A 19,595-nucleotide genomic window follows, 5' to 3' on the forward strand; every position below is an offset into this window, starting at 1 on the left:
CTGAATGACTGAAGACAACACGGTCGGCGCCCTCTCCCACAGGGAGAGGGCTGACCGAGTGGCCTGCGATAGCTGCATCGACCTGAACCACCGAGCTGGACGCAGGTTTTGACATCAACACAAATCGGCCCCCTCTCCTCGGGGAGAGGGCTGGGGTGAGGGGAACAGGCGGCACCGCAATTCAGCCCTGAACAAAACAACAAAAACGAGAGTGATGACCATGGACGTACGCATCAAACCGATTTCGCTCGGCACGCTGTTGCTGGTGACCTCGGCAACGCAGGCGCAATACCTGGAACCCGGCCAGCCCGGCAATCCGGCCAGTTGGCGCAGTGCCGAGTTCCTGCGCGACTGGGGCCTGCAACGCATGCAGGCCGATCAGGCCTACGCTGCCGGCATCACCGGCAAGGGCGTGAAGGTCGGCGCGCTCGATTCCGGTTTCGATGCCGCCCATCCCGAATTTTCCGCCGACCGTTATCACCCGGTAACCGCCAGCGGCAGCTACGTCGATGGCTCAGCGTTCAACGTCGACGGCACGCTCAACCCGAACAACGACTCCCACGGCACCCACGTGGTCGGCACCATGGGCGCCGCCCGTGACGGCAGCGGCATGCATGGGGTGGCGTACAACGCGCAAATCTACGTCGGCAACACCAACAAGAACGACAGTTTCCTTTTCGGACCCGGCCCTGATCCGCGTTATTTCAAAGCGGTCTACGACAGCCTCGCCGAGGCCGGGGTGCGGGCGATCAATAACAGTTGGGGCAGTCAGCCGCCGGATGTCAGCTATCGCACCCTGGCGGATCTGCACGCCGCCTACGCGCAGCACTGGAACAAGGGCACCTGGCTCGACGCCGCTGCCGACGTTTCGCGGCGCGGTGTGATCAATGTCTTCAGCGCCGGCAACAGCGGTTACCCGAACGCCAGCGTGCGCTCGGCGCTGCCGTACTTTCAGCCGGATCTGGAAGGTCACTGGCTGGCGGTGTCCGGGCTCGATCAGAGCAATCAGCAGAAGTACAACCAGTGCGGCATCGCCAAATACTGGTGCATCACCACGCCGGGGGCGAAGATCGACAGCACCATTCCCGGCGGCGGCTACGCGACCAAATCCGGCACCTCGATGGCGGCGCCGCATGCGACCGGTGCCCTGGCGCTGGTGATGGAGCGTTATCCGTACATGAACAACCAGCAGGCGCTCGAGGTGCTGCTGACCACCGCCACCCAGCTCGATGGCTCAGTCACGGACGCACCGAACGAGCGCGTCGGTTGGGGCGTCGCCAACCTCGACCGGGCGCTGCGCGGGCCGGGGCAATTGCTCGGTGCGTTCGATGCCAATCTGGGGGCAGGGCAGAGCGATGTCTGGAGCAACGACATCTCCGACAACGCGCTGCTCCAGCGTCAAAACGAGGACCTCGCCGAGCACAGCGCCTGGCAGCAAACCCTGCAGGACAAAGGCTGGCAGAACGGTGTCCCGGCCGGCGCCAGTCAACAGGACCAGACCGATTACGCCGTCGGCATGCTGCGTGATGCGGCAGCGGCAAACCGGGTGTATGAGGGCAGCCTGATCAAGTCTGGAGCCGGGCAATTGCTGCTCAGTGGCGCAAACACCTATCGCGGCCCGACCACCGTCAACGGCGGTCTGCTGACCGTCAACGGCTCGCTGACCTCAGCGGTCACCGTCAACAACAGCGGCACCCTCGGCGGCTCCGGACGCATCGGCGCGTTGACCGCCAACAGCGGTGGCCGGGTCGCACCGGGCAATTCCATCGGCACCTTGAACGTCGCTGGTGATGTGACACTCGCCCCGGGCTCGACCTACGCCGTTGAGCTATCGCCCACCAGCAGTGACCGCATCGTCGCCGGCGGCACGGCAACCGTCAGCGGCGCCAGCGTCAGCCTGGCGCTGGAAAACAGCCCGACCTTGCTCAGCAGCGCCGAAGCGCAAAGCCTGCTCGGCCGCCAGTACAACATCCTGCAAGCGGCAGGCGGCTTGCAGGGACAGTTCGCTGCGGTGGTGCCGAACTACCTGTTCATCGGCGGCGCTCTCGACTACGCCGCAAGCGGCATTCAGCTGAATATCCAACGCAACGCGACAAGCTTCGCCAGCGTCGGGCAAACGCCGAACCAGCGTTCGGTGGCGGCGGCAGTCGAAGGGCTGGGCGCCGGCAATTCGGTTTACGAAAGCGTTCTTCGTGCACCGACTCAGGCCTCGGCGCGACAAGCCTTCCAGCAACTGAGCGGCGAGATTTATCCAGCGCTGGGGACAATGCTGATCAACGACAGCCGCCAGTTGCGTGATGCACTCGGCGAGCGGCTGCACGATGAATCGGCGACTCGCAGCAACGGCTGGATTAAAGCCCTAGGCGCATGGGGCAGTACCGATTCCAGCCACGACACGGCCGGCTACAACACTTCGATCGGCGGTCTGCTGGCCGGTGTCGACGGCGCGCTGGACGAGCAGACCCGCATCGGTCTGGTCACCGGCTACAGCGACAGCTCCTTGAGCATGGGCTCGGGCACGCATTCCTCGGCAAAAGTCGACAGCTATCACCTCGGCGCTTACGTCGGGCACGACATCGGCGCCTGGCGCTTGAGCAGCGGTGCGGCGTACAGCTGGCATCGCGGCGATGTGAAGCGCGATCTGCAATACGACGAGGTCAGCGCCAAGCAGAAAGCCAAGCTCGATGCGACCACCACTCAGGTTTTCGCCGAGGCGGCGTATCGCTTGCAGTTGCAAGCGTTGGCGCTGGAACCGTTCGCCAACCTGACCTACCTGCATCTCGACACCGAAGGCTTCACTGAGAAGGGCGATGCCGCTGCGCTGAAAAGCGCTGGCGATCAGCGCGATGCGGTGTTGAGCACCTTGGGCGTGCGCGCGAGCAAAACCTTCAATCTGGCGAACCAGCAAGCGCTGGATGTCAGTGCCCGTCTCGGCTGGCAGCACAGCCTCAGCGATATCGAATCAGAACAGCATTTGCGTTTTGCCAGCGGCGGCACGCCGTACTCAGTGGCGAGTTCGGCGCTGGTACGTGATGCCGCACTGGTCGGCGTGCAGGCCAGTCTGGCATTGAGCAAGGACGTGCGGGTCAACCTCGATTACAACGGCCAACTGGCCAGCCGCGAGAAGCTGCATGGCGTAGGGCTGAGCCTGAACTGGCAGTTCTGATTGCATGTGTTTGAGCCGCTGTGGCGAGGGGATTTATCCCCGCTCGACTGCGCAGCAGTCGCAAAACCTGATCGTTCCCACGCTCCGCGTGGGAATGCAGCCCGGGACGCTCTGCGTCCCATTGGAACGCGGAGCGTCCCTAGAGGCATTCCCACGCAGAGCGTGGGAACGATCAAGGCAACCGGATTTTTCGCAACATCACTAAGGAAGGTCGTGGATGGATAACAACAATACCCCCGCGCAATCGGGTGGCCGCTTTGCCCTGAAAACCCTGACAGTCGCCATGCTCTGTGCCGGTGCGATGGCACAGGCAGCGCCTTACGTTGAGAACGGCCGCAGCGGCGATCCGTCGAGCTGGCGCAGCAATGAATTCAAGGCCGACTGGGGCCTGGGCGCGATCGGCGCGGATTACGCCTACGCCGCCGGCTACACCGGCAAAGGCGTGAAACTGGGCATCTTCGATCAGCCCGTCTACGCTGCACATCCGGAGTTCTCTGGCAGTAACAAAGTCGTCACCCTGGTCACCAGCGGCATCCGCGAATACACCGACCCGTACATCCCGGTGAAAGCCGGCGACGCGTTCCGCTATGACGGTTCGCCCTCGGTCGGCTCCGACGGCAAGCTCGGCGCCCATGGCACCCACGTCGGCGGTATCGCGGCGGGCAGTCGCGACGGCGGGGTGATGCACGGCGTCGCGTTCGGGGCGCAGATCATCAGCGCCGACAACGGCGACCCGGGGCCTGAAGACGGCATCGTGCGTGGCAACGACGGCGCGGTGTACAAGGCCGGTTGGGATGCGCTGATCGCCAGCGGTGCGCGGATCATCAACAACAGCTGGGGCATCGGCATCACCGACCGCTTCGACCTCGGCGGCCGCGATCCGGCGTATCCGCACTTCACCGTCAACGACGCGCAGTTGCAGTTCAACGAAATCCGCACCTTGCTCGGCACCAAGCCTGGCGGCGCCTACGACGGCGCGATTGCCGCCGCACGCAGCGGCATCGTCACCATTTTCGCCGCCGGCAACGACTACAACCTGAACAACCCGGATGCCATTGCCGGCCTCGGCTACTTCGTTCCGGACATCGCGCCGAACTGGATCACCGTCGCCGCATTGCAGCAGAACCCGGACACCGCCAGCGCCAATCCGTACGTGATCAGCACGTTCTCCTCGCGTTGCGGCTACACCGCCAGTTACTGCGTCTCGGCGCCGGGCACCAAGATCTACAGCTCGATCATCGAAGGTACCAACGCCGACAACTTGACCACCGGCTACAAAAACTACAACGGCACTTCGATGGCCGCGCCGCACGTGGCCGGTTCCATCGCGGTGCTGATGGAGCGCTTCCCGTATATGTCCGGCGATCAGGTCGCCAGCGTGTTGCGCACCACTGCGACCGACCTCGGCGCACCGGGCATCGACGCCTTGTACGGCTGGGGCATGATCAACCTGCGCAAGGCTATCGATGGCCCGGCGATGTTCGTCACCGAGCAGGACATTCCCGAGGAATTCCGCGTGCAGGGTGCTTACGGCTCTGGCCAGTTTGTCGCCGATCTGCCGGGCATCGGCGCGATCATCGATCAAGGCAAACCGACCGAGCGCGTGTGCAGCGACATCACGTGCGGCCTCGATACCTGGCGCAACGACATTGGCGGCCACGGCGGTCTGACCAAGCAAGGCATCGGCACCCTGGTGCTGACCGGCAATAACACTTACAGCGGCCCGACCCTGGTCAATCAGGGTCGACTGGCCATCAACGGTTCGCTGCAATCGGCGGTCACCGTCAACAACGGCGGCATCCTCGGCGGCAATGGCCGCATCGGCGCGCTGGCAGTGAACAGCGGCGGTACGGTGGCACCGGGCAATTCCATCGGCACCCTGAATGTGGCAGGTGACGTGACTTTCGCGCCGGGTTCGACCTACGCCGTAGAGCTGTCGCCAACCAGTAGCGACCAGATCGTCGCGGGCGGCAAAGCCGTCATCGACGGCGCCACGGTGAGCCTGTCGCTGGAAAACAGCCCGACCTTGCTCAGCACCGGCGAAGCGCAAAGCCTGCTCGGCACCCGCTACAACATTCTGCAAGCGGCGGGCGGCATTGAAGGGCGCTTCGGGCAGGTCTTGCCGAATTACGCCTTCCTCGGCGGCACTCTGGATTACTCGGCGGGCGGCATTCAGCTGGCGGTGGGACGCAATGAGGCAGCGTTCGCCAGCGTCGGTCTGACGCCGAACCAGCGCGCCGTCGGTGCCGCCGCCGAACGTTTGGGTGCGGGCAATGCGCTGTTCGAAACCCTGTTGCTGTCGCCCAACGCGGCGTCGGCGCAGCAGGCCTTTCAACAGTTGTCCGGCGAGATTCACCCGGCCATCGGCACGCTGCTGATCAACGACAGCCGCTACCTGCGCGAAGCCGTCGGCGAGCGCCTGCGTGAGCGTGATCTGTTCAATGCCGATGCGCCGACTGATGATCGCAGCAACGTCTGGGTCAAGGTCCTCGGCTCGTGGGGCGAGAGTGACGGCGGACACGACAATGCCGATTCCAACAGTTCCATCGGCGGGCTGCTGGCTGGCGTCGACGGTCTGATTGCTGAAGATACCCGTCTCGGTTTCGTCACCGGTTACAGCGACAGCTCGTTGAGCATGGGCAGCGGCACGCATTCGTCGGCGTCGGTCGACAGCTACCACTTGGGTGCGTATCTGGGCCATGAAATCGACGCGTTGCGCCTGACGGTCGGCGGCGCCTACAGCTGGCATCGCATCGACGTCAAACGTGATCTGCAGTTCGGCGACGTCAGCGGCAAACAGAAAACCAAACGTGACGCGACCACCGCGCAACTGTTCACCGAGGCCGCTTACGATCTGGGCCTGCAACCGATGAACCTGGAGCCGTTCGCCAATCTGTCCTACGTGCACCTCAACACCGACAGCTTCACCGAAAAGGGTGACGCTGCCGCGCTCAAGGGTGGTGAAGACAACCGCGACGTGGTGCTGTCGACCCTCGGCGTGCGCGCCAAGCGCAGTTTTGCCGTGTCGGACAAGCATCAGCTGGAACTGGGCGCCAGCCTCGGCTGGCAGCACAACCTGAGCAGCGTCGATGCCGACAGCCATCTGGCCTTCACCAACGGCAACAGCGCCTTCACCGTGCAGAGCGTGTCGATGGATCGTGACGCTGCCGTGGTCGGCGTGCGCGCCGGGCTGGCACTCAATCGCGACGTGCGGGTCAACCTCGACTACAACGGTCTGATCGGCTCGAACGAGAAAGATCACGGAGTCGGTCTGACCCTCGACTGGCAGTTCTGAGGCGTAACCGGCAGCGCTTGATGGGCTGCCGGTCTTTCAAGAAAAGGGAGCGCTGCACATGGGATTGTTCGATTACAAAAATCCAAATGTGCAGAAGAGCCAAATGTGGGAGCGAGCCTGCTCGCTCCCACAGGTACGGCGTACACATGATCGTTCCCACGCTCTGCGTGGGAATGCAGCCGGGGACGCTCTGCGTCCCACAAGATCGCAGCCTTCGGCAGTTCCTGCAGAGGCTGTGCACGATGTAATGAATGCTCCGGAGCCTCGCGCTCTGGCTGTGAGCTATCTCTGACAATTCCAACAACAAGAGAGGCAATGGCAATGGGTGTATACGACTACAAGAACTTCGGCACAGCCGATTCCGCGGCGCTGTTCAGCGATGCCATGGCAATCACGCTGTATTCCTATCACAACCTCGATAACGGCTTCGCCGCCGGTTACCAGCACAACGGCTTCGGCCTCGGTCTGCCGGCGACGCTGGTCACTGCGCTGATCGGCGGCACCGGTTCACAAGGGGTGATCCCCGGTATCCCGTGGAATCCCGATTCGGAAAAACTCGCCCTCGAGGCCCTGCAAAAGGCCGGCTGGGCGCCGATCAGCGCGGCGCAATTGGGCTACGACGGCAAGACCGACGCACGCGGGACATTCTTCGGCGAGAAGGCCGGCTACACCAGCGCGCAAGTGGAAATTCTCGGCAAGTACGACGCTCAGGGTCACCTCACCGAACTGGGGATCGCCTTTCGCGGCACCAGCGGCCCGCGCGAAATCCTCATCGGTGATTCGATTGGCGACGTGATCAACGATCTGCTCGCGGCGTTCGGCCCGGCCGATTACGCAAAAAACTACGTCGGCGAAGCCTTCGGCAATCTGCTCAACGATGTCGTCGCATTTGCCCGGGCCAACGGCCTCAGCGGCAAAGACGTGCTGGTCAGCGGCCACAGCCTGGGCGGTCTGGCGGTGAACAGCATGGCTGATTTGAGCGCTGGCAAGTGGGGCGGGTTTTTCGCTGATTCCAACTACATCGCCTACGCCTCGCCGACCCAGAGCAGCGGCGACAAGGTGCTGAATATCGGCTACGAAAACGACCCGGTGTTTCGCGCCCTCGACGGTTCGACCTTCAGCAGTGCCTCGGTGGGTGTGCACGACGCGCCGCATGCCTCGACCACCGACAACATCGTCAGCTTCAACGATCACTACGCCTCGAACGCCTGGAACGTGCTGCCGTATTCGATCCTGAATATCCCGACGTGGATTTCGCACCTGCCCACTGGCTACGGCGACGGCATGACCCGCGTGCTGGAATCGAAGTTCTACGACCTGACCAGCCGCGACTCGACAATCATCGTCGCCAACCTGTCCGACCCGGCGCGGGCCAGCACGTGGGTGCAGGACCTCAACCGCAACGCCGAAACCCACAAGGGCAACACCTTCATCATCGGCAGTGACGGCAACGACCTGATCCAGGGCGGCAGCGGTAACGACTATCTGGAGGGGCGCGCCGGCAATGACAGCTTCCGCGACAGCGGCGGCTACAACATCATTCTGGGTGGGCAGGGCAGCAACACCCTCGACTTGCAGCAGACGGTGAAGAACTTCGATTTCGCCAACGACGGGGCTGGCCACCTGTACATCCGCGATGCCAACGGCGGGATCAGCATCACCCGTGACATTGGCAGCATCGTCAGCAAAGAGCCGGGTTTTCTCTGGGGCGTGTTCAAGGACGACGTGCTGCACAGCGTCACGGCCACGGGGTTGAAAGTCGGCAGTAACCTCACCGCTTATGAATCGAACGTAAAAGGCACGGCCGGTGCTGACATGCTCAAGGCGCATGCCGGCGGTGACTGGCTGTTCGGGCTGGAGGGCAATGATCATTTGCTCGGCGGTGCGGGCAATGACGTGTTTGTCGGTGGTGCTGGCAATGACCTGCTGGAATCGGGCGGCGGGGTGGATACGTTTCTGTTCAACGGCGCGTTTGGCCAGGATCGTGTGGTTGGCTACACGGCCGATGACAAACTGGTGTTTCTTGGCGTGCAGGGCGTGTTGCCGGGGGATGATTTCCGTGCCCATGCGTCGGCGGTCGGGCAGGATACCGTGCTGACGTTTGGCGGGGATTCGGTGACGTTGGTGGGGGTGGCGCTGGGGAGCTTGAGCGCCGACGGGGTTGTCATCGCCTGAGGTTGATGCAGGGCCTGTGCCGGCCCCTTCGCGAGCAAGCTCGCTCCCACACTGGATCTGTGTCGTTCACAAATCCCTGCCAGGAGCTGCCGAAGGCTGCGATGTGATCGTTCCCACGCTCCGCGTGGGAATGCAGCCCGGGACGCTCTGCGTCCCACTCGAGAGCCGAACGCGGAGCGTCCGTGGAGGCATTCCTTTGCTGCGCATGGGAACGATCATTCAAGCCAAGTCAGTCTTCCTTGCGCACGGTCGCTACTTCATCGGCGCGAACCTTGACCTTGGCGCCGGAAATATCCTCGAACTCATAGAAACCGTCCTCGGTCTCGGTCTTCGGCATGTCCTCGGTCAGGTACTGGGTGCCGTTCTGCAACGTCACCACGGTCTGGGTCGAACAGCCGCCCAGCGCCAACAGGGCGGCGACCGCTACAGGAATGCCCAGCATCTTGATTTTCATACCCACCTCTGACTCCTTGCTTGAATGTGATTGCGGGCATTGTCGGCCCTGTAACGCGGTTGGTGCCAGCAGCGGCGGAAAAGTTCGATGGCGGCACGAAAAAATGCCATTGATCTTTTTCCGTTTGCGCCGGGCGGGGCTGAGCTGTTATCTGTACGCATAACCAGTGTTCGCTTGCCGTGGCTTTGAATTCCCGTGACCTCCAACCCTCTCGACGATCCGTTCTATTACCTCAACAACTTCCGGCAAGTGCTTGATTGGCTTGGGCTTCGCTATGCCGATGTGATGAGCACTAGCGAGCACGGCTTCATCCGCGACTTCAATACGCTGCCGCAAGCCTCGCAGGGATTGCTGGTGCGCATGGTCATGCGCAAGGGCATTCACTTTCGCGCGAGCAAACTCAATTACTTGGAAATCGGCGACATCGCTAAGGCGGCGCAGCCGTTGCTCGATCGCGGCTGGCTTGATGAACACGCGGCGCTGACCTTGGCGGAGCTGTTCGATGTCTTGCTCAAGGCCGAGCTGCTGCAAGCGTTCGGCACCATTATCGATCAACCGAAAGGGCGCAAGGACGAATGGCTGCCCGTGCTGGCCGAACAGTTCAGCGAGGCGCAGCCCCTGCGTGTCTGGGCGCCGCAACTGGCTGAGCGGCTGTTCAGCCTGACCCTGATGGACCTGTGCGATCGCCTGCGCCTGATGTTCTTCGGCAATCTGTATCTGGACTGGTCGGAGTTCGTGCTGGCCGACCTGGGCATCTTCACTTATGAAAAAGTCGAGTTCTGCGCCGACTCCCGAGGCCTGCGCAGCCGCGAAGACGTCGACGCCTGCCTGTTCCTGCATCAATGCCAGTTGCGCTTCGAAGCCGGTGAAGCGCTGGACGAGATCGTCGAACAGATCAACGCCGTGCAATTCGACAACCCGTGGCTGCGCCGCCGACAAGCCAAGGCGTTGTTCCAGATCGGCCAGTACGCCGAGCGCATCGGCGACTTTGCCCTGGCCCTGAGTGTTTACCGCGACTGCGCCTACCCGGGCGCACGACTGCGGATGATCCGTGTGCTCGAACGCTGCGGCGAATACGCATTGGCGCTGGAACTCGGCACGCTGGCCGAACAGGCACCGCAAAGCGCGGCCGAGCAGCAAGGCTTGCAGCGCATCGTCCCGCGCCTGCGGCGCAAACTCGGTGGCCCGCCGCTCAAGCGTGCCAAGGCGAGAGAGGTCGAGCGCCTCGACTTGCACTTGCCGCGCATCGATCCGGCGCGGTCGGTGGAGTTTCATGTGCAAGCGCACTTGCACGCCGATGACGGCCCGGTGCATTACGTCGAGAACAGCCTGATCAATTCACTGTTCGGCCTGTTGTGCTGGCCGGCGATCTTCGCGCCGTTGCCGGGTGCGTTTTTCCACCCGTTCCAGCGCGGTCCGGTCGATCTGCTCAGCGAAGACTTCCTCGAGCGCCGCGCCGAGCTGTTCCAGGCCTGTTTGGGCGAACTCGATGACGGCCGCTACGCCGAGACGATTCGCCAGCGCTTCGTCGACAAGTGGGGCATCCAGTCGCCATTCGTGTTCTGGGGCGCGCTCAACGAAGACTTGCTGGAGCAGGCGCTGGCCTGTCTGCCCGCCGAACACCTGAAACACTGGTTCAACCGATTGCTGCTCGACATCAAGGCCAACCGTGCCGGCATGCCGGACCTGATCCAGTTCTGGCCGCAGCACAAGACCTACCGCATGATCGAAGTCAAAGGCCCCGGCGACCGCTTGCAGGACAATCAGCTGCGCTGGCTGGAGTTCTGCCACGAGCATCAAATGCCGGTGGCCGTGTGTTACGTGCAATGGGCGGAGCAGAGCGCTTGAGCTACAGCGTTGCCGTGCGTGCACTGTGCGAGTTCACCGCCAAGACCGGCGACCTCGACCTGCGCTTCACCCCGTCACCGACCGCGCTGGAAGGCATCGTCGGCCATCGCACCGTGGCCTCGCGGCGCAGCGAGCAGTACCAGAGCGAAGTGGCGCTGCAAGGTGAGTTCGGCGAGTTGAAGGTCAAGGGCAGGGCGGATGGCTACGATCCGGCGCAAAACTGCCTGGAAGAAGTCAAAACCTATCGCGGCGACCTGAGCAAGCAACCGGCCAATCACCGCCAGTTGCACTGGGCGCAGGCGAAAATCTACGGCTGGTTGATGTGCCAGAAACTGCAATTGCAGCAGATCAATCTGGCGCTGGTGTATTTCGACGTCGTCAGCGAAAAGGAAACCTGCCTGGTTGAATCCCACAGCGCCGAGTCGCTTCAGAAGTTTTTCGCGCAGCAGTGCGCTTTGTTCCTGCAATGGGCCGAGCAGGAAATGACCCATCGCGAAGCGCGCAATCTGGCCGCGCAGCAACTGGCGTTCCCGCACGCGGATTTTCGTCCCGGCCAACGGCATCTGGCCGAATCAGTGTTCAAAGCCGTCAGCACCGGCCGCTGCCTCATGGCCCAGGCGCCGACCGGCATCGGCAAAACCCTTGGCACGCTGTTTCCGATGCTCAAGGCCTTGGCGCCGCAGCAACTGGACAAGGTGTTCTTTCTCACCGCCAAGACTCCCGGACGCAAGCTGGCGCTGGATGCCAGCCAGGTGTTATTCAGGCAAACGCCGGATTTGCCGCTGCGGGTGATGGAAATGGTCGCCCGCGACAAGGCCTGCGAACACCCGGACAAGGCCTGCCACGGTGAATCCTGTCCGTTGGCCCAAGGTTTTTATGATCGCCTGCCGGCTGCCCGCGAATCTGCCAGCCATATCAATCTGCTGGATCAGGCGGCGATGCGTGAAGTCGCCGCGCAGCACAGCGTGTGCCCGTACTATCTCAGTCAGGAAATGGCCCGCTGGGCGGATGTGGTGGTTGCCGACTACAACTATTACTTCGACTTCAGCGCGCTGCTGTTCGGTCTGGCCCAGCTCAATCAGTGGAAAGTCGCGGTGCTCGCCGACGAGGCGCACAACCTGGTCGAGCGCGGCCGGCAGATGTACAGCGCCAGCCTCGACCAGTTCACCCTCGCCAGCGTGCGCAAAACCGCGCCCGCAGCGTTGAAGAATGCCCTGCAACGGGTCAACCGCGAATGGAACGCGCTGCATGCGCCGCAACTGGCGGCGTATCAGGCGTACGACAAGGCGCCGGACAAGCTCCTGCACGCCATCTCGCTGTGTTGCGCGGCCATTGGCGATTACCTCAACGAACATCCGCAAGGCCTCGACAGCGGTCTGCAGAACTTCTATTTCGACTTGCTGCAATTTGCCCGGGTCGCCGAGCTGTACGACGAGCATTACCTGTTCGATATCAGCAAACGCGACCTCGACCGCAAGCGTCCACTGTCGCAACTGTGCCTGCGCAATGTGGTGCCGGCGGCGTTCATCGGCCCGCGCCTGAGCGCGGCGCGCAGCAGTGTGCTGTTCTCGGCCACGCTGAGCCCGCGCAACTACTACGCCGACCTGCTCGGCACGCCCGCCGACAAGGTGTGCATCGACGTCGAATCGCCGTTCAGCGCCGAGCAGTTGCAGGTGCACATCGTCAGCCAGATCTCCACGCGTTTTAACCATCGCCAGGCCTCGCTGGAGCCGATCGTCGAACTGATCGCCCGTCAGTTCAGCGAGCGCCCGGGCAATTATCTGGCGTTCTTCAGCAGTTTCGATTACCTGCAACAGGTCGCGACCTTATTGGCCGAGCGCCATCCGCGCATCACTCAGTGGCTGCAATCGCGGGGCATGGCCGAGGGCGCGCGGCAGGCGTTTCTCGACCAGTTCAGCGCCGACAGCCAGGGTGTGGGGTTTGCGGTGTTGGGCGGCGCGTTTGGCGAGGGCATCGATTTGCCCGGCGCGCGGCTGATCGGCGCGTTCATCGCCACGCTGGGGCTGGCGCAGCTCAACCCGGTCAACGAGCAGATGAAGCGGCGCATGGCCGCCATTTTTGGCGCCGGCTACGACTACACCTATCTGTACCCGGGCATGCAAAAAGTCGTACAAGCCGCCGGGCGGGTGATCCGCACCCGCGAGGATCGCGGCACGGTCATGCTCATTGATGACCGCTTTGCCGAAAGCCGCATCCAGCAACTGCTGCCGCGCTGGTGGGCGATCAAAAGCGAACCGGCGCTGTTCAAATCGACGGATTCACGCATACTTCAGCCCATGACAGTGGCTGGTGAGTGTGATGAGTGAGAACAACAGAACCGCAGCGATCGAAGACAGCCGTTTCCGGCTGCTGATCGACGCGGTTGTCGACTATGCGATCTACATGATCGACCCCGACGGTACCATCACCAGTTGGAACTCCGGCGCCAAACGCTTCAAGGGCTACGAAGAAGCGGAAATCATCGGCGAGCACTTCTCGCGCTTCTATACCCCTGAAGACCGCGCCAACGGCATGCCGCAACGGGCGCTGGACACAGCGATCCGTGAAGGTCGCTTCGAAGGCGAGGGCTGGCGCGTGCGCAAGGACGGCACGCACTTCTGGTCGCACGTGGTGATCGATCCGATCATCGACCCCAACGGCGAATTGCTCGGTTTCGCCAAGATCACCCGTGACCTCACCGACCGCAAAATGGCCGAGGAGACCCTCAAGCAAAGCGAACAGCAGTTCCGCCTGCTGGTGCAGGGCGTCACCGATTACGCGATCTACATGCTCAGCCCCGAAGGCTGCGTCAGCAACTGGAACCAGGGCGCGCAGCGCATCAAGGGCTATTTGCCGGAAGAAATCATCGGCCAGCATTTTTCGATTTTCTACACCCCCGAAGACCGCGAACTCGGCGAGCCGCAGCGTTCGCTGGAGATTGCCACCCGCGAAGGCCGCTTCGAGAACCGCAGCTGGCGGATGCGCAAGGACGGCACGCGCTTTCTTGCCCACGTGGTGGTTGATGCGATTCGCGGCGACACCGGCGCGTTGCTCGGCTTCGCCAAGATCACCCGCGATGTCACTGAGGCCCACGAAGCGCAGCAGGCCCTGGAAAAGACCCGCGAGGCGTTGTTCCAGGCGCAGAAGATGCAGGCGATCGGCCAACTTAGCGGCGGTATCGCCCATGACTTCAACAACCTGCTGACGGTGATTCTCGGCAACCTCGAGATCGTGCAGAAACGCATCGGCGACGCGCCGAAAATCGCTCGACTGCTGGAAAACGCCACCCAAGGAGCCTTGCGTGGTGTTTCGCTGACCCAGCGCATGCTGGCCTTCGCCCGGCGTCAGGAACTGAAGACCGAATCGGTGGATATCCCGCAATTGGTGCAAGGCATCACCGGGCTGCTGCGCAGTTCGCTCGGACCGGGCATTCGTATCGAAACACGCTTTCCCGACGACCTGCAGCCAGTGCTGGCCGATAGCAATCAGCTGGAACTGGCGATCCTCAATCTCGCCACCAATGCCCGCGATGCCATGCCCGACGGCGGCACGGTGATCATTCAGGCGCAAGCCGAGGTGGTGCTGGAACAAACTCATTCGACCCTCGCGGCGGGGCGTTACGTGTGCCTGAGCCTGATCGACAGCGGCGAAGGCATGGACGAAGCCACGCTGGCCTGCGCCCGTGATCCGTTCTTCACCACCAAAGGCCTGGGCAAAGGCACCGGGCTGGGCTTGTCGATGGTGCACGGCTTCATCGAGCAGTTGGGCGGGCGCTTTATTCTGAAAAGCGAGAAGGGCCAGGGTACGGCGGCCGAGCTGTGGATTCCGGTGGCGCTTGAGCGTACGGCCAGTCGCCCGGCGTACAGCAACGCAGCGCCGATCGCAGTACCGCGACTCAGCGTGCTGGTGGTCGATGACGATTCGCTGGTGCTGACCAGCACCAGTCTGTTGCTGGAAGACCTCGGCCATCGCGTCATCGGCGCGACCACCGGCGCCCAGGCGCTGGCGCTGTTCGATCAGGGCGAAGTGATCGATCTGGTGATCACCGACATGGCCATGCCAAAAATGAGCGGCGCGCAACTGGCCCATGCCTTGCGCATGCTCAAGCCGGATCTGCCGATCATTCTCGCCACTGGATATGCCGAACGCCTCGAGGGTTTTGCCGCTCAACTGCCGCGTCTGCCGAAACCGTTTACCCAAGCGAGTCTGGTGCAGATCATCGCTCAATCGATGAAGTGACTCGCTGGTCGATCCGGCTGAACTAGTGCTGACGCGTGCCTTTCCAAAAGTCTTGTTCACTTTTGGAGGGCACGTCTCTTGTCTCGCATATTGACCCAGCCAAGCGCTGTTGAAGAAGCCTTGGCCGAACACGACGCCAAGATGTTTGGCTCACCCAAGGAGCGCCTGGATTTCTATCGCCGGGAAATCCAGTACGAAACCAGCATCCTCGCAAACCGTACCGACGCCTACCTGGCGGCGCAGTCGTTTCTGGTGATCGCTTTCGCCTCGTGCATGGCCAACCTCAATCCGGAGTGGGGCAAGATGTTCACCCTCGTCGTGCCGCCGTTTCTCGCGCTGCTCGGGGTGCTCAGTTCATTGAATGCCTGGCCGGGGATTCGTGCGGCATACGACATCATCGATCACTGGCACTTCAAACAGAGCCAGTTGCTGCACAGCGAGCCGGTGATGGGCGCGGCGTATGACGAGTCACCACTGTTCAGCGAAATGGAATCGAGCCACAAGGGCTATCGCAAGTCGCTGCTGTTCTCGGTGCGCACGCCTTGGATTTTTGCCACGTTCTGGGTGATGTTGGGGGTGTATGCGGTGTTTATTCAGGTGACCAATCCTTGAGGTGGATTGGTCGGGACAGGTGCTGGATGTTGTGGTGTTAATGAGATTTTTACCCCCTCACCCCAGCCCTCTCCCCCAAGGGGGCGAGGGGGAAAGGGAGCAGATTTTCAGGCTTTTCAAAATTTGTATTCGACTCGATTTTTCAGGTCGATGAATAACGAAAAAACACCCCGGTCAGTCCCCTCTCCCTCGGGGAGAGGGCTAGGGTGAGGGGCTTTTGACTTTTATTACGCAGTTTCCAGCTCACGCCGCGCACTTACAACATTCTGCACCGCCGCCGGAATCGGCGGGAAATCCTCATTCAGCACACACAGATGATCAATCGCATCTTCAAATTTCGCATCGGCTTTCTTGCGCAGTGCCCGGTATTGCTCAAAGCGTTCGAAGTCGGTCGGCGTCTGTTCCAGCAGCGCGTTGGCCGCTCGGTTCAGTTCGTGGGCTTCTTCGAACAGTTGACGATTGCGTTCCAGAGCCAGTGCTCTGCAAGCCTTGATTTGCGCAGGAGTCGAGCATTCGTTCATGACCGTGACCTTGTTTGTGTCGGGGTTCCGTTTGATAGGCTGTTCACCGCAGGGGAACCTAACCTGCCGGGCCGCGCTGATGATTGGCGCGGTTAAAGTTGTGACCGTTGGGTCGCGCCCGGCGATCCATTTTTTTGCAGAAAAATCTTCGATCATTTCCAGTCAAGCGCAGCGGCCAACGAATCAGCTTTTTCGTTGCTTCAGACGTTCATAGCGCGCCAGCATCGGTTGTGTACTGATGCCATGCAGCAGAATGCTCAGGGCCACCACCGACAAAGTGATGTCGGTGCAGACCTTGGCCACGTCGGACTCCAGGCCATGGTTCAAGGCGAAGAACAGATAGAACAGGCTGCCGATGCCGCGAATGCCAAACCATCCGATCAACAAACGCTGCGGCCCGCTGAGTAGGTTGCCCCACGGCATCAGCGCCACGCTCAGCGGACGAATCAGGCAAAACAGCACCGCGCCGATCCACAAGGCCCGCCAGTCCCAGTGCGCTATCAGCACGACGCCGAGCAGGGTCACCAGAAACACTTCCATCGCCCGCTCGACCAGACTGCCGAACGCCAGCATGTCGCCCATCATGATCCCCGCTGCAACCTGGCTGTCTTCCAGTTGCTCGGTATCGCCATGCACGGCGTTCTGCGGTTCGACGTTCTGATGACCGACCACCGGCTGCACCAGGTGCTCGGCAGGTGCCTGGGTGATGCCCGTGGATTTGACTTCCTCCTGACGCAGCCCCAGGCCAGCAGCGAAGACCGCGAGAAAGCCGTAGCCGCCAATGGCGTCGGCCACCACGTAGGACAGCGCAATCAGCGCGAGGGTCAGGTAATCGTTGGGGCCGAGGGTGCTGTCCTCGTTGTGAATGCGCAGCAACAGGGCGATCCGGCCGATGCCGCGACCCATGCCGTAACCGATTAACAGACCTGCCGGCACTGCCCAGAGCAAATCGTTTAAAAACCACTGTTGCAAGTCGCTGAAACTGCCGTCGGTGTGCAACAGCAGTAAGCCGAGGAATACAAAGGGGAAAGCCACGCCATCATTGAGCCCGGCTTCACCGGAGAGGCCGAAACGCACGCTGTCGATGTCCTGCGCATCATTGACCTGCACCAGTGCGGCGAGCACCGGGTCGGTCGGCGCCAGAATCGCGCCGATCAGCAATGACGGTCCCCACGGCAATTGCAGGCCCCAGTGCAACAGCAGGCACACGCCGATAATGCTCAGAATCATCACCGGCCCGGCCAGGCCAAAAGCGATGCGCCAGGTCTTGTTGCGCAGTGGCAGGCGCAACTTCAAACCGCAGACGAACAAGGAAAACAGCACCGCGACTTCCGTCAGGTGCTCCATCCACAACGACGATTCTTCCAGCGGCAATTGCAGCAGGTCGAGGCCACTGGGGCCGATGGCGATGCCCAGCAGCAGACACACCGCCGAGGTGGTGACCGGCATCCAGCGCAACCATGACGACGTCAGGGCCAGCGTCAGCAGCACGGCGCCGAGCACCGCGACCCATACGCCGAAACTCATGACCGCTCACTGCGGTGAATTCTCAAAGACAGGCGCACCGGCTCAGCTCACGGTCGTGCGCAGGTACTCGGGAATGAGCACGTTGAACCACAGCAGAATCATCGACACCAGCATGGTCACCAGCACCAGCAGGCCAACGCCCCACACGCACGCCGAATACAGCAGTCCTTGCTCTTTACGCTCATGCATGAAGGTCGGCAGGCCGACGAACAGCAGAAACGTCGAATAGATCGACGCGGCGCCGAGCACCAGAATCGCCAGCCAGCGGCTCGGGTACAGCCCGGCAATGCCGGCGAGGAAAAACGGCGTCACCGTGTAGGCGGCAAAACCGATGCATTGATTGAGCGTTGGCCGCGCATCGAATGATCGCGACATCCATCTGATAAACCCGCCGATAATCGCCACACCCGCGACGATCGTCACGTACAGCAACACGCTCAGTTGCAGGGCGCTGGCCGTGCTCAGTCGCACGTTTTCACCCACGGCGAGGCTCCAGCCGACCTGGGTGGTGCCGATGAACAGGCACACGGCCGGAATCAGCGCGAGCAGCAGCAGATGCGCGAGATAGTGGCGGGGATGGGTTTCTTCTTCGCGGCGGATATCGGTCCAGGCGAAGTTGGGTTGGGTGAAGAGTCTGACGAGGGGGGCGGACATGACAACCTCCTGTTCCTGTTGGCCCGTAGGCGCTTACAGGTATGGAGAGATGCCATGCCGCTCGGGTTCAGTTTTTCTGCTGCACGGTTACAGCATCGGTTTGCCGCCGGTCACGCCGTAGCGCTGGCCGGTGATATAGCTGGCTTCGTCGGAGGCCAGCAGCACGTAAATCGGCGCGACTTCCACCGGTTGGCCGGGACGGCCGAGCGGGGTGCTGCCGCCGAAGTTCTGTACTTCTTCATCGGGCATGGTCGAGACGATCAGCGGCGTCCAGATCGGACCTGGGGCGACGCTGTTGACGCGGATTTCCTTCGGCCCGAGCATCTGCGCCAGGCCACCGGTGAAGTTGGCGATTGCGCCTTTGGTGGTGGCGTAGGCCAGCAGGGTCGGCTTGGGCATGTCCGAGTTGACCGAGCTGGTGTTGATGATCGACGAACCGGGGCGCATGTGCTTGATCGCCGCCTGGCAAATCCTGAACATGGCGGTGATATTCACGTCGAAGGTCATCACCCATTCGTCATCGGGGATTTCCTCGAAGTTTTCGTGGGTCATCTGGAACGCGGCGTTGTTGACCAGAATGTCGATGCGGCCAAAGCGCTCGACAGTCTTGTCGACCAGCGCTTGGCACTGTGCTTTCTCGGCGATATCGCCCGGCAGCAGGATGCATTGACGCCCGGCCTGCTCGACCCAGCGTGCGGTTTCCTTGGCGTCTTCGTGTTCATTCAAGTACGCCACGGCGACGTCGGCGCCTTCACGGGCGAAGGCAATCGCCACTGCGCGACCAATGCCGCTGTCGGCGCCGGTGATCAGCGCGATCTTGCCGGCGAGGCGGCCGGAACCGACGTAACTCTGCTCGCCGCAGTCTGGATACGGCTCCATCTTGCGTTGCGAGCCGGGCACCGGTTGGGCTTGTTTCGGGAAGGGTGGTTTTGGAAAGTCAGTCATCGCAGGGTCTCCTGATTTCAAGGCCAGTGTTCCGGGTTGACCCGGTGGCTTTGCCTTGAGTTCGATCGGATTTGCGCTGGATTTAGTTGGCTATGCAAAACCAATGTGGGAGCGAGCCTGCTCGCGCAAGCGGTCTGTCAGACGAGAAAAATGGAGACG

At 62.0% G+C, this 19,595-nt stretch carries 12 protein-coding genes; 7 read left to right on the forward strand and 5 right to left on the reverse strand.

What is annotated here, in order from left to right:
- Positions 1-220 precede the first annotated feature (220 nt).
- From QMX86_RS21605 to QMX86_RS21615, 3 genes are all read left to right on the forward strand, one after another.
- Positions 221-3,166 (forward strand): autotransporter serine protease, encoded by a 2,946-nt coding sequence (locus QMX86_RS21605; protein WP_282385528.1) that lies wholly within the window; start codon positions 221-223, stop codon positions 3,164-3,166.
- A 217-nt stretch (positions 3,167-3,383) separates the two neighbouring features.
- Positions 3,384-6,461, forward strand: a complete 3,078-nt coding sequence (locus QMX86_RS21610) for an autotransporter serine protease (RefSeq protein WP_282385530.1) — start codon at positions 3,384-3,386, stop codon at positions 6,459-6,461.
- Positions 6,462-6,782: 321 nt separating this feature from the next.
- Entirely contained in the window at positions 6,783-8,636 is a 1,854-nt protein-coding gene (locus tag QMX86_RS21615) for a polyurethanase (protein WP_282385574.1), read from the forward strand.
- Positions 8,637-8,865: 229 nt separating this feature from the next.
- On the opposite strand, the gene QMX86_RS21620 is transcribed toward QMX86_RS21615, so the two are convergent.
- Positions 8,866-9,090 (reverse strand): YgdI/YgdR family lipoprotein, encoded by a 225-nt coding sequence (locus QMX86_RS21620; protein ID WP_016774830.1) that lies wholly within the window; start codon positions 9,088-9,090, stop codon positions 8,866-8,868.
- 195 nt (positions 9,091-9,285) lie between these two features.
- On the opposite strand from QMX86_RS21620, the gene QMX86_RS21625 reads away from it, so the two are divergent.
- The 4 genes from QMX86_RS21625 to QMX86_RS21640 all read left to right on the forward strand — a co-directional run bounded on the left by QMX86_RS21625 (position 9,286) and on the right by QMX86_RS21640 (position 15,789).
- Positions 9,286-10,938: a VRR-NUC domain-containing protein gene (locus tag QMX86_RS21625; RefSeq protein WP_282385532.1), complete on the forward strand. Its 1,653-nt coding sequence runs from the start codon at positions 9,286-9,288 to the stop codon at positions 10,936-10,938.
- Positions 10,935-13,265 carry an ATP-dependent DNA helicase gene (locus QMX86_RS21630; RefSeq protein WP_282385534.1) on the forward strand — a complete coding sequence of 777 codons (2,331 nt, stop codon included), beginning with the start codon at positions 10,935-10,937 and terminating at the stop codon, positions 13,263-13,265. Before QMX86_RS21625 ends, QMX86_RS21630 begins: the two co-directional genes overlap by 4 nt.
- On the forward strand, positions 13,258-15,177 hold the full coding sequence (locus QMX86_RS21635; protein WP_282385537.1) for a PAS domain-containing sensor histidine kinase: 1,920 nt from the start codon (positions 13,258-13,260) through the stop codon (positions 15,175-15,177). Before QMX86_RS21630 ends, QMX86_RS21635 begins: the two co-directional genes overlap by 8 nt.
- 78 nt (positions 15,178-15,255) lie before the next feature.
- Positions 15,256-15,789, forward strand: a complete 534-nt coding sequence (locus QMX86_RS21640; protein WP_016774826.1) for a hypothetical protein — start codon at positions 15,256-15,258, stop codon at positions 15,787-15,789.
- A gap of 227 nt (positions 15,790-16,016) precedes the next feature.
- Here the strand turns inward: QMX86_RS21640 and QMX86_RS21645 are convergent, their stop codons facing one another.
- The 4 genes from QMX86_RS21645 to QMX86_RS21660 form a co-directional block, all read right to left on the reverse strand.
- Positions 16,017-16,466 carry a hypothetical protein gene (locus tag QMX86_RS21645; protein ID WP_240995582.1) on the reverse strand — a complete coding sequence of 150 codons (450 nt, stop codon included), beginning with the start codon at positions 16,464-16,466 and terminating at the stop codon, positions 16,017-16,019.
- 27 nt (positions 16,467-16,493) lie between these two features.
- A complete protein-coding gene (locus QMX86_RS21650) occupies positions 16,494-17,837 on the reverse strand; it encodes a sodium:proton antiporter (RefSeq protein WP_282385541.1) in 1,344 nt (447 codons plus the stop codon).
- 42 nt (positions 17,838-17,879) lie between these two features.
- On the reverse strand, positions 17,880-18,491 hold the full coding sequence (locus tag QMX86_RS21655; protein ID WP_016774823.1) for a Yip1 family protein: 612 nt from the start codon (positions 18,489-18,491) through the stop codon (positions 17,880-17,882).
- Between the two features lie 87 nt (positions 18,492-18,578).
- Positions 18,579-19,436, reverse strand: coding sequence for a glucose 1-dehydrogenase (locus QMX86_RS21660; protein WP_282385572.1), 858 nt, complete (start codon positions 19,434-19,436; stop codon positions 18,579-18,581).
- Between the last annotated feature and the right edge of the window lie 159 nt (positions 19,437-19,595).

It is taken from the genome of Pseudomonas sp. PS01270 (assembly GCF_029959775.1).
Classification (GTDB): Bacteria; Pseudomonadota; Gammaproteobacteria; order Pseudomonadales; family Pseudomonadaceae; genus Aquipseudomonas; species Aquipseudomonas atacamensis.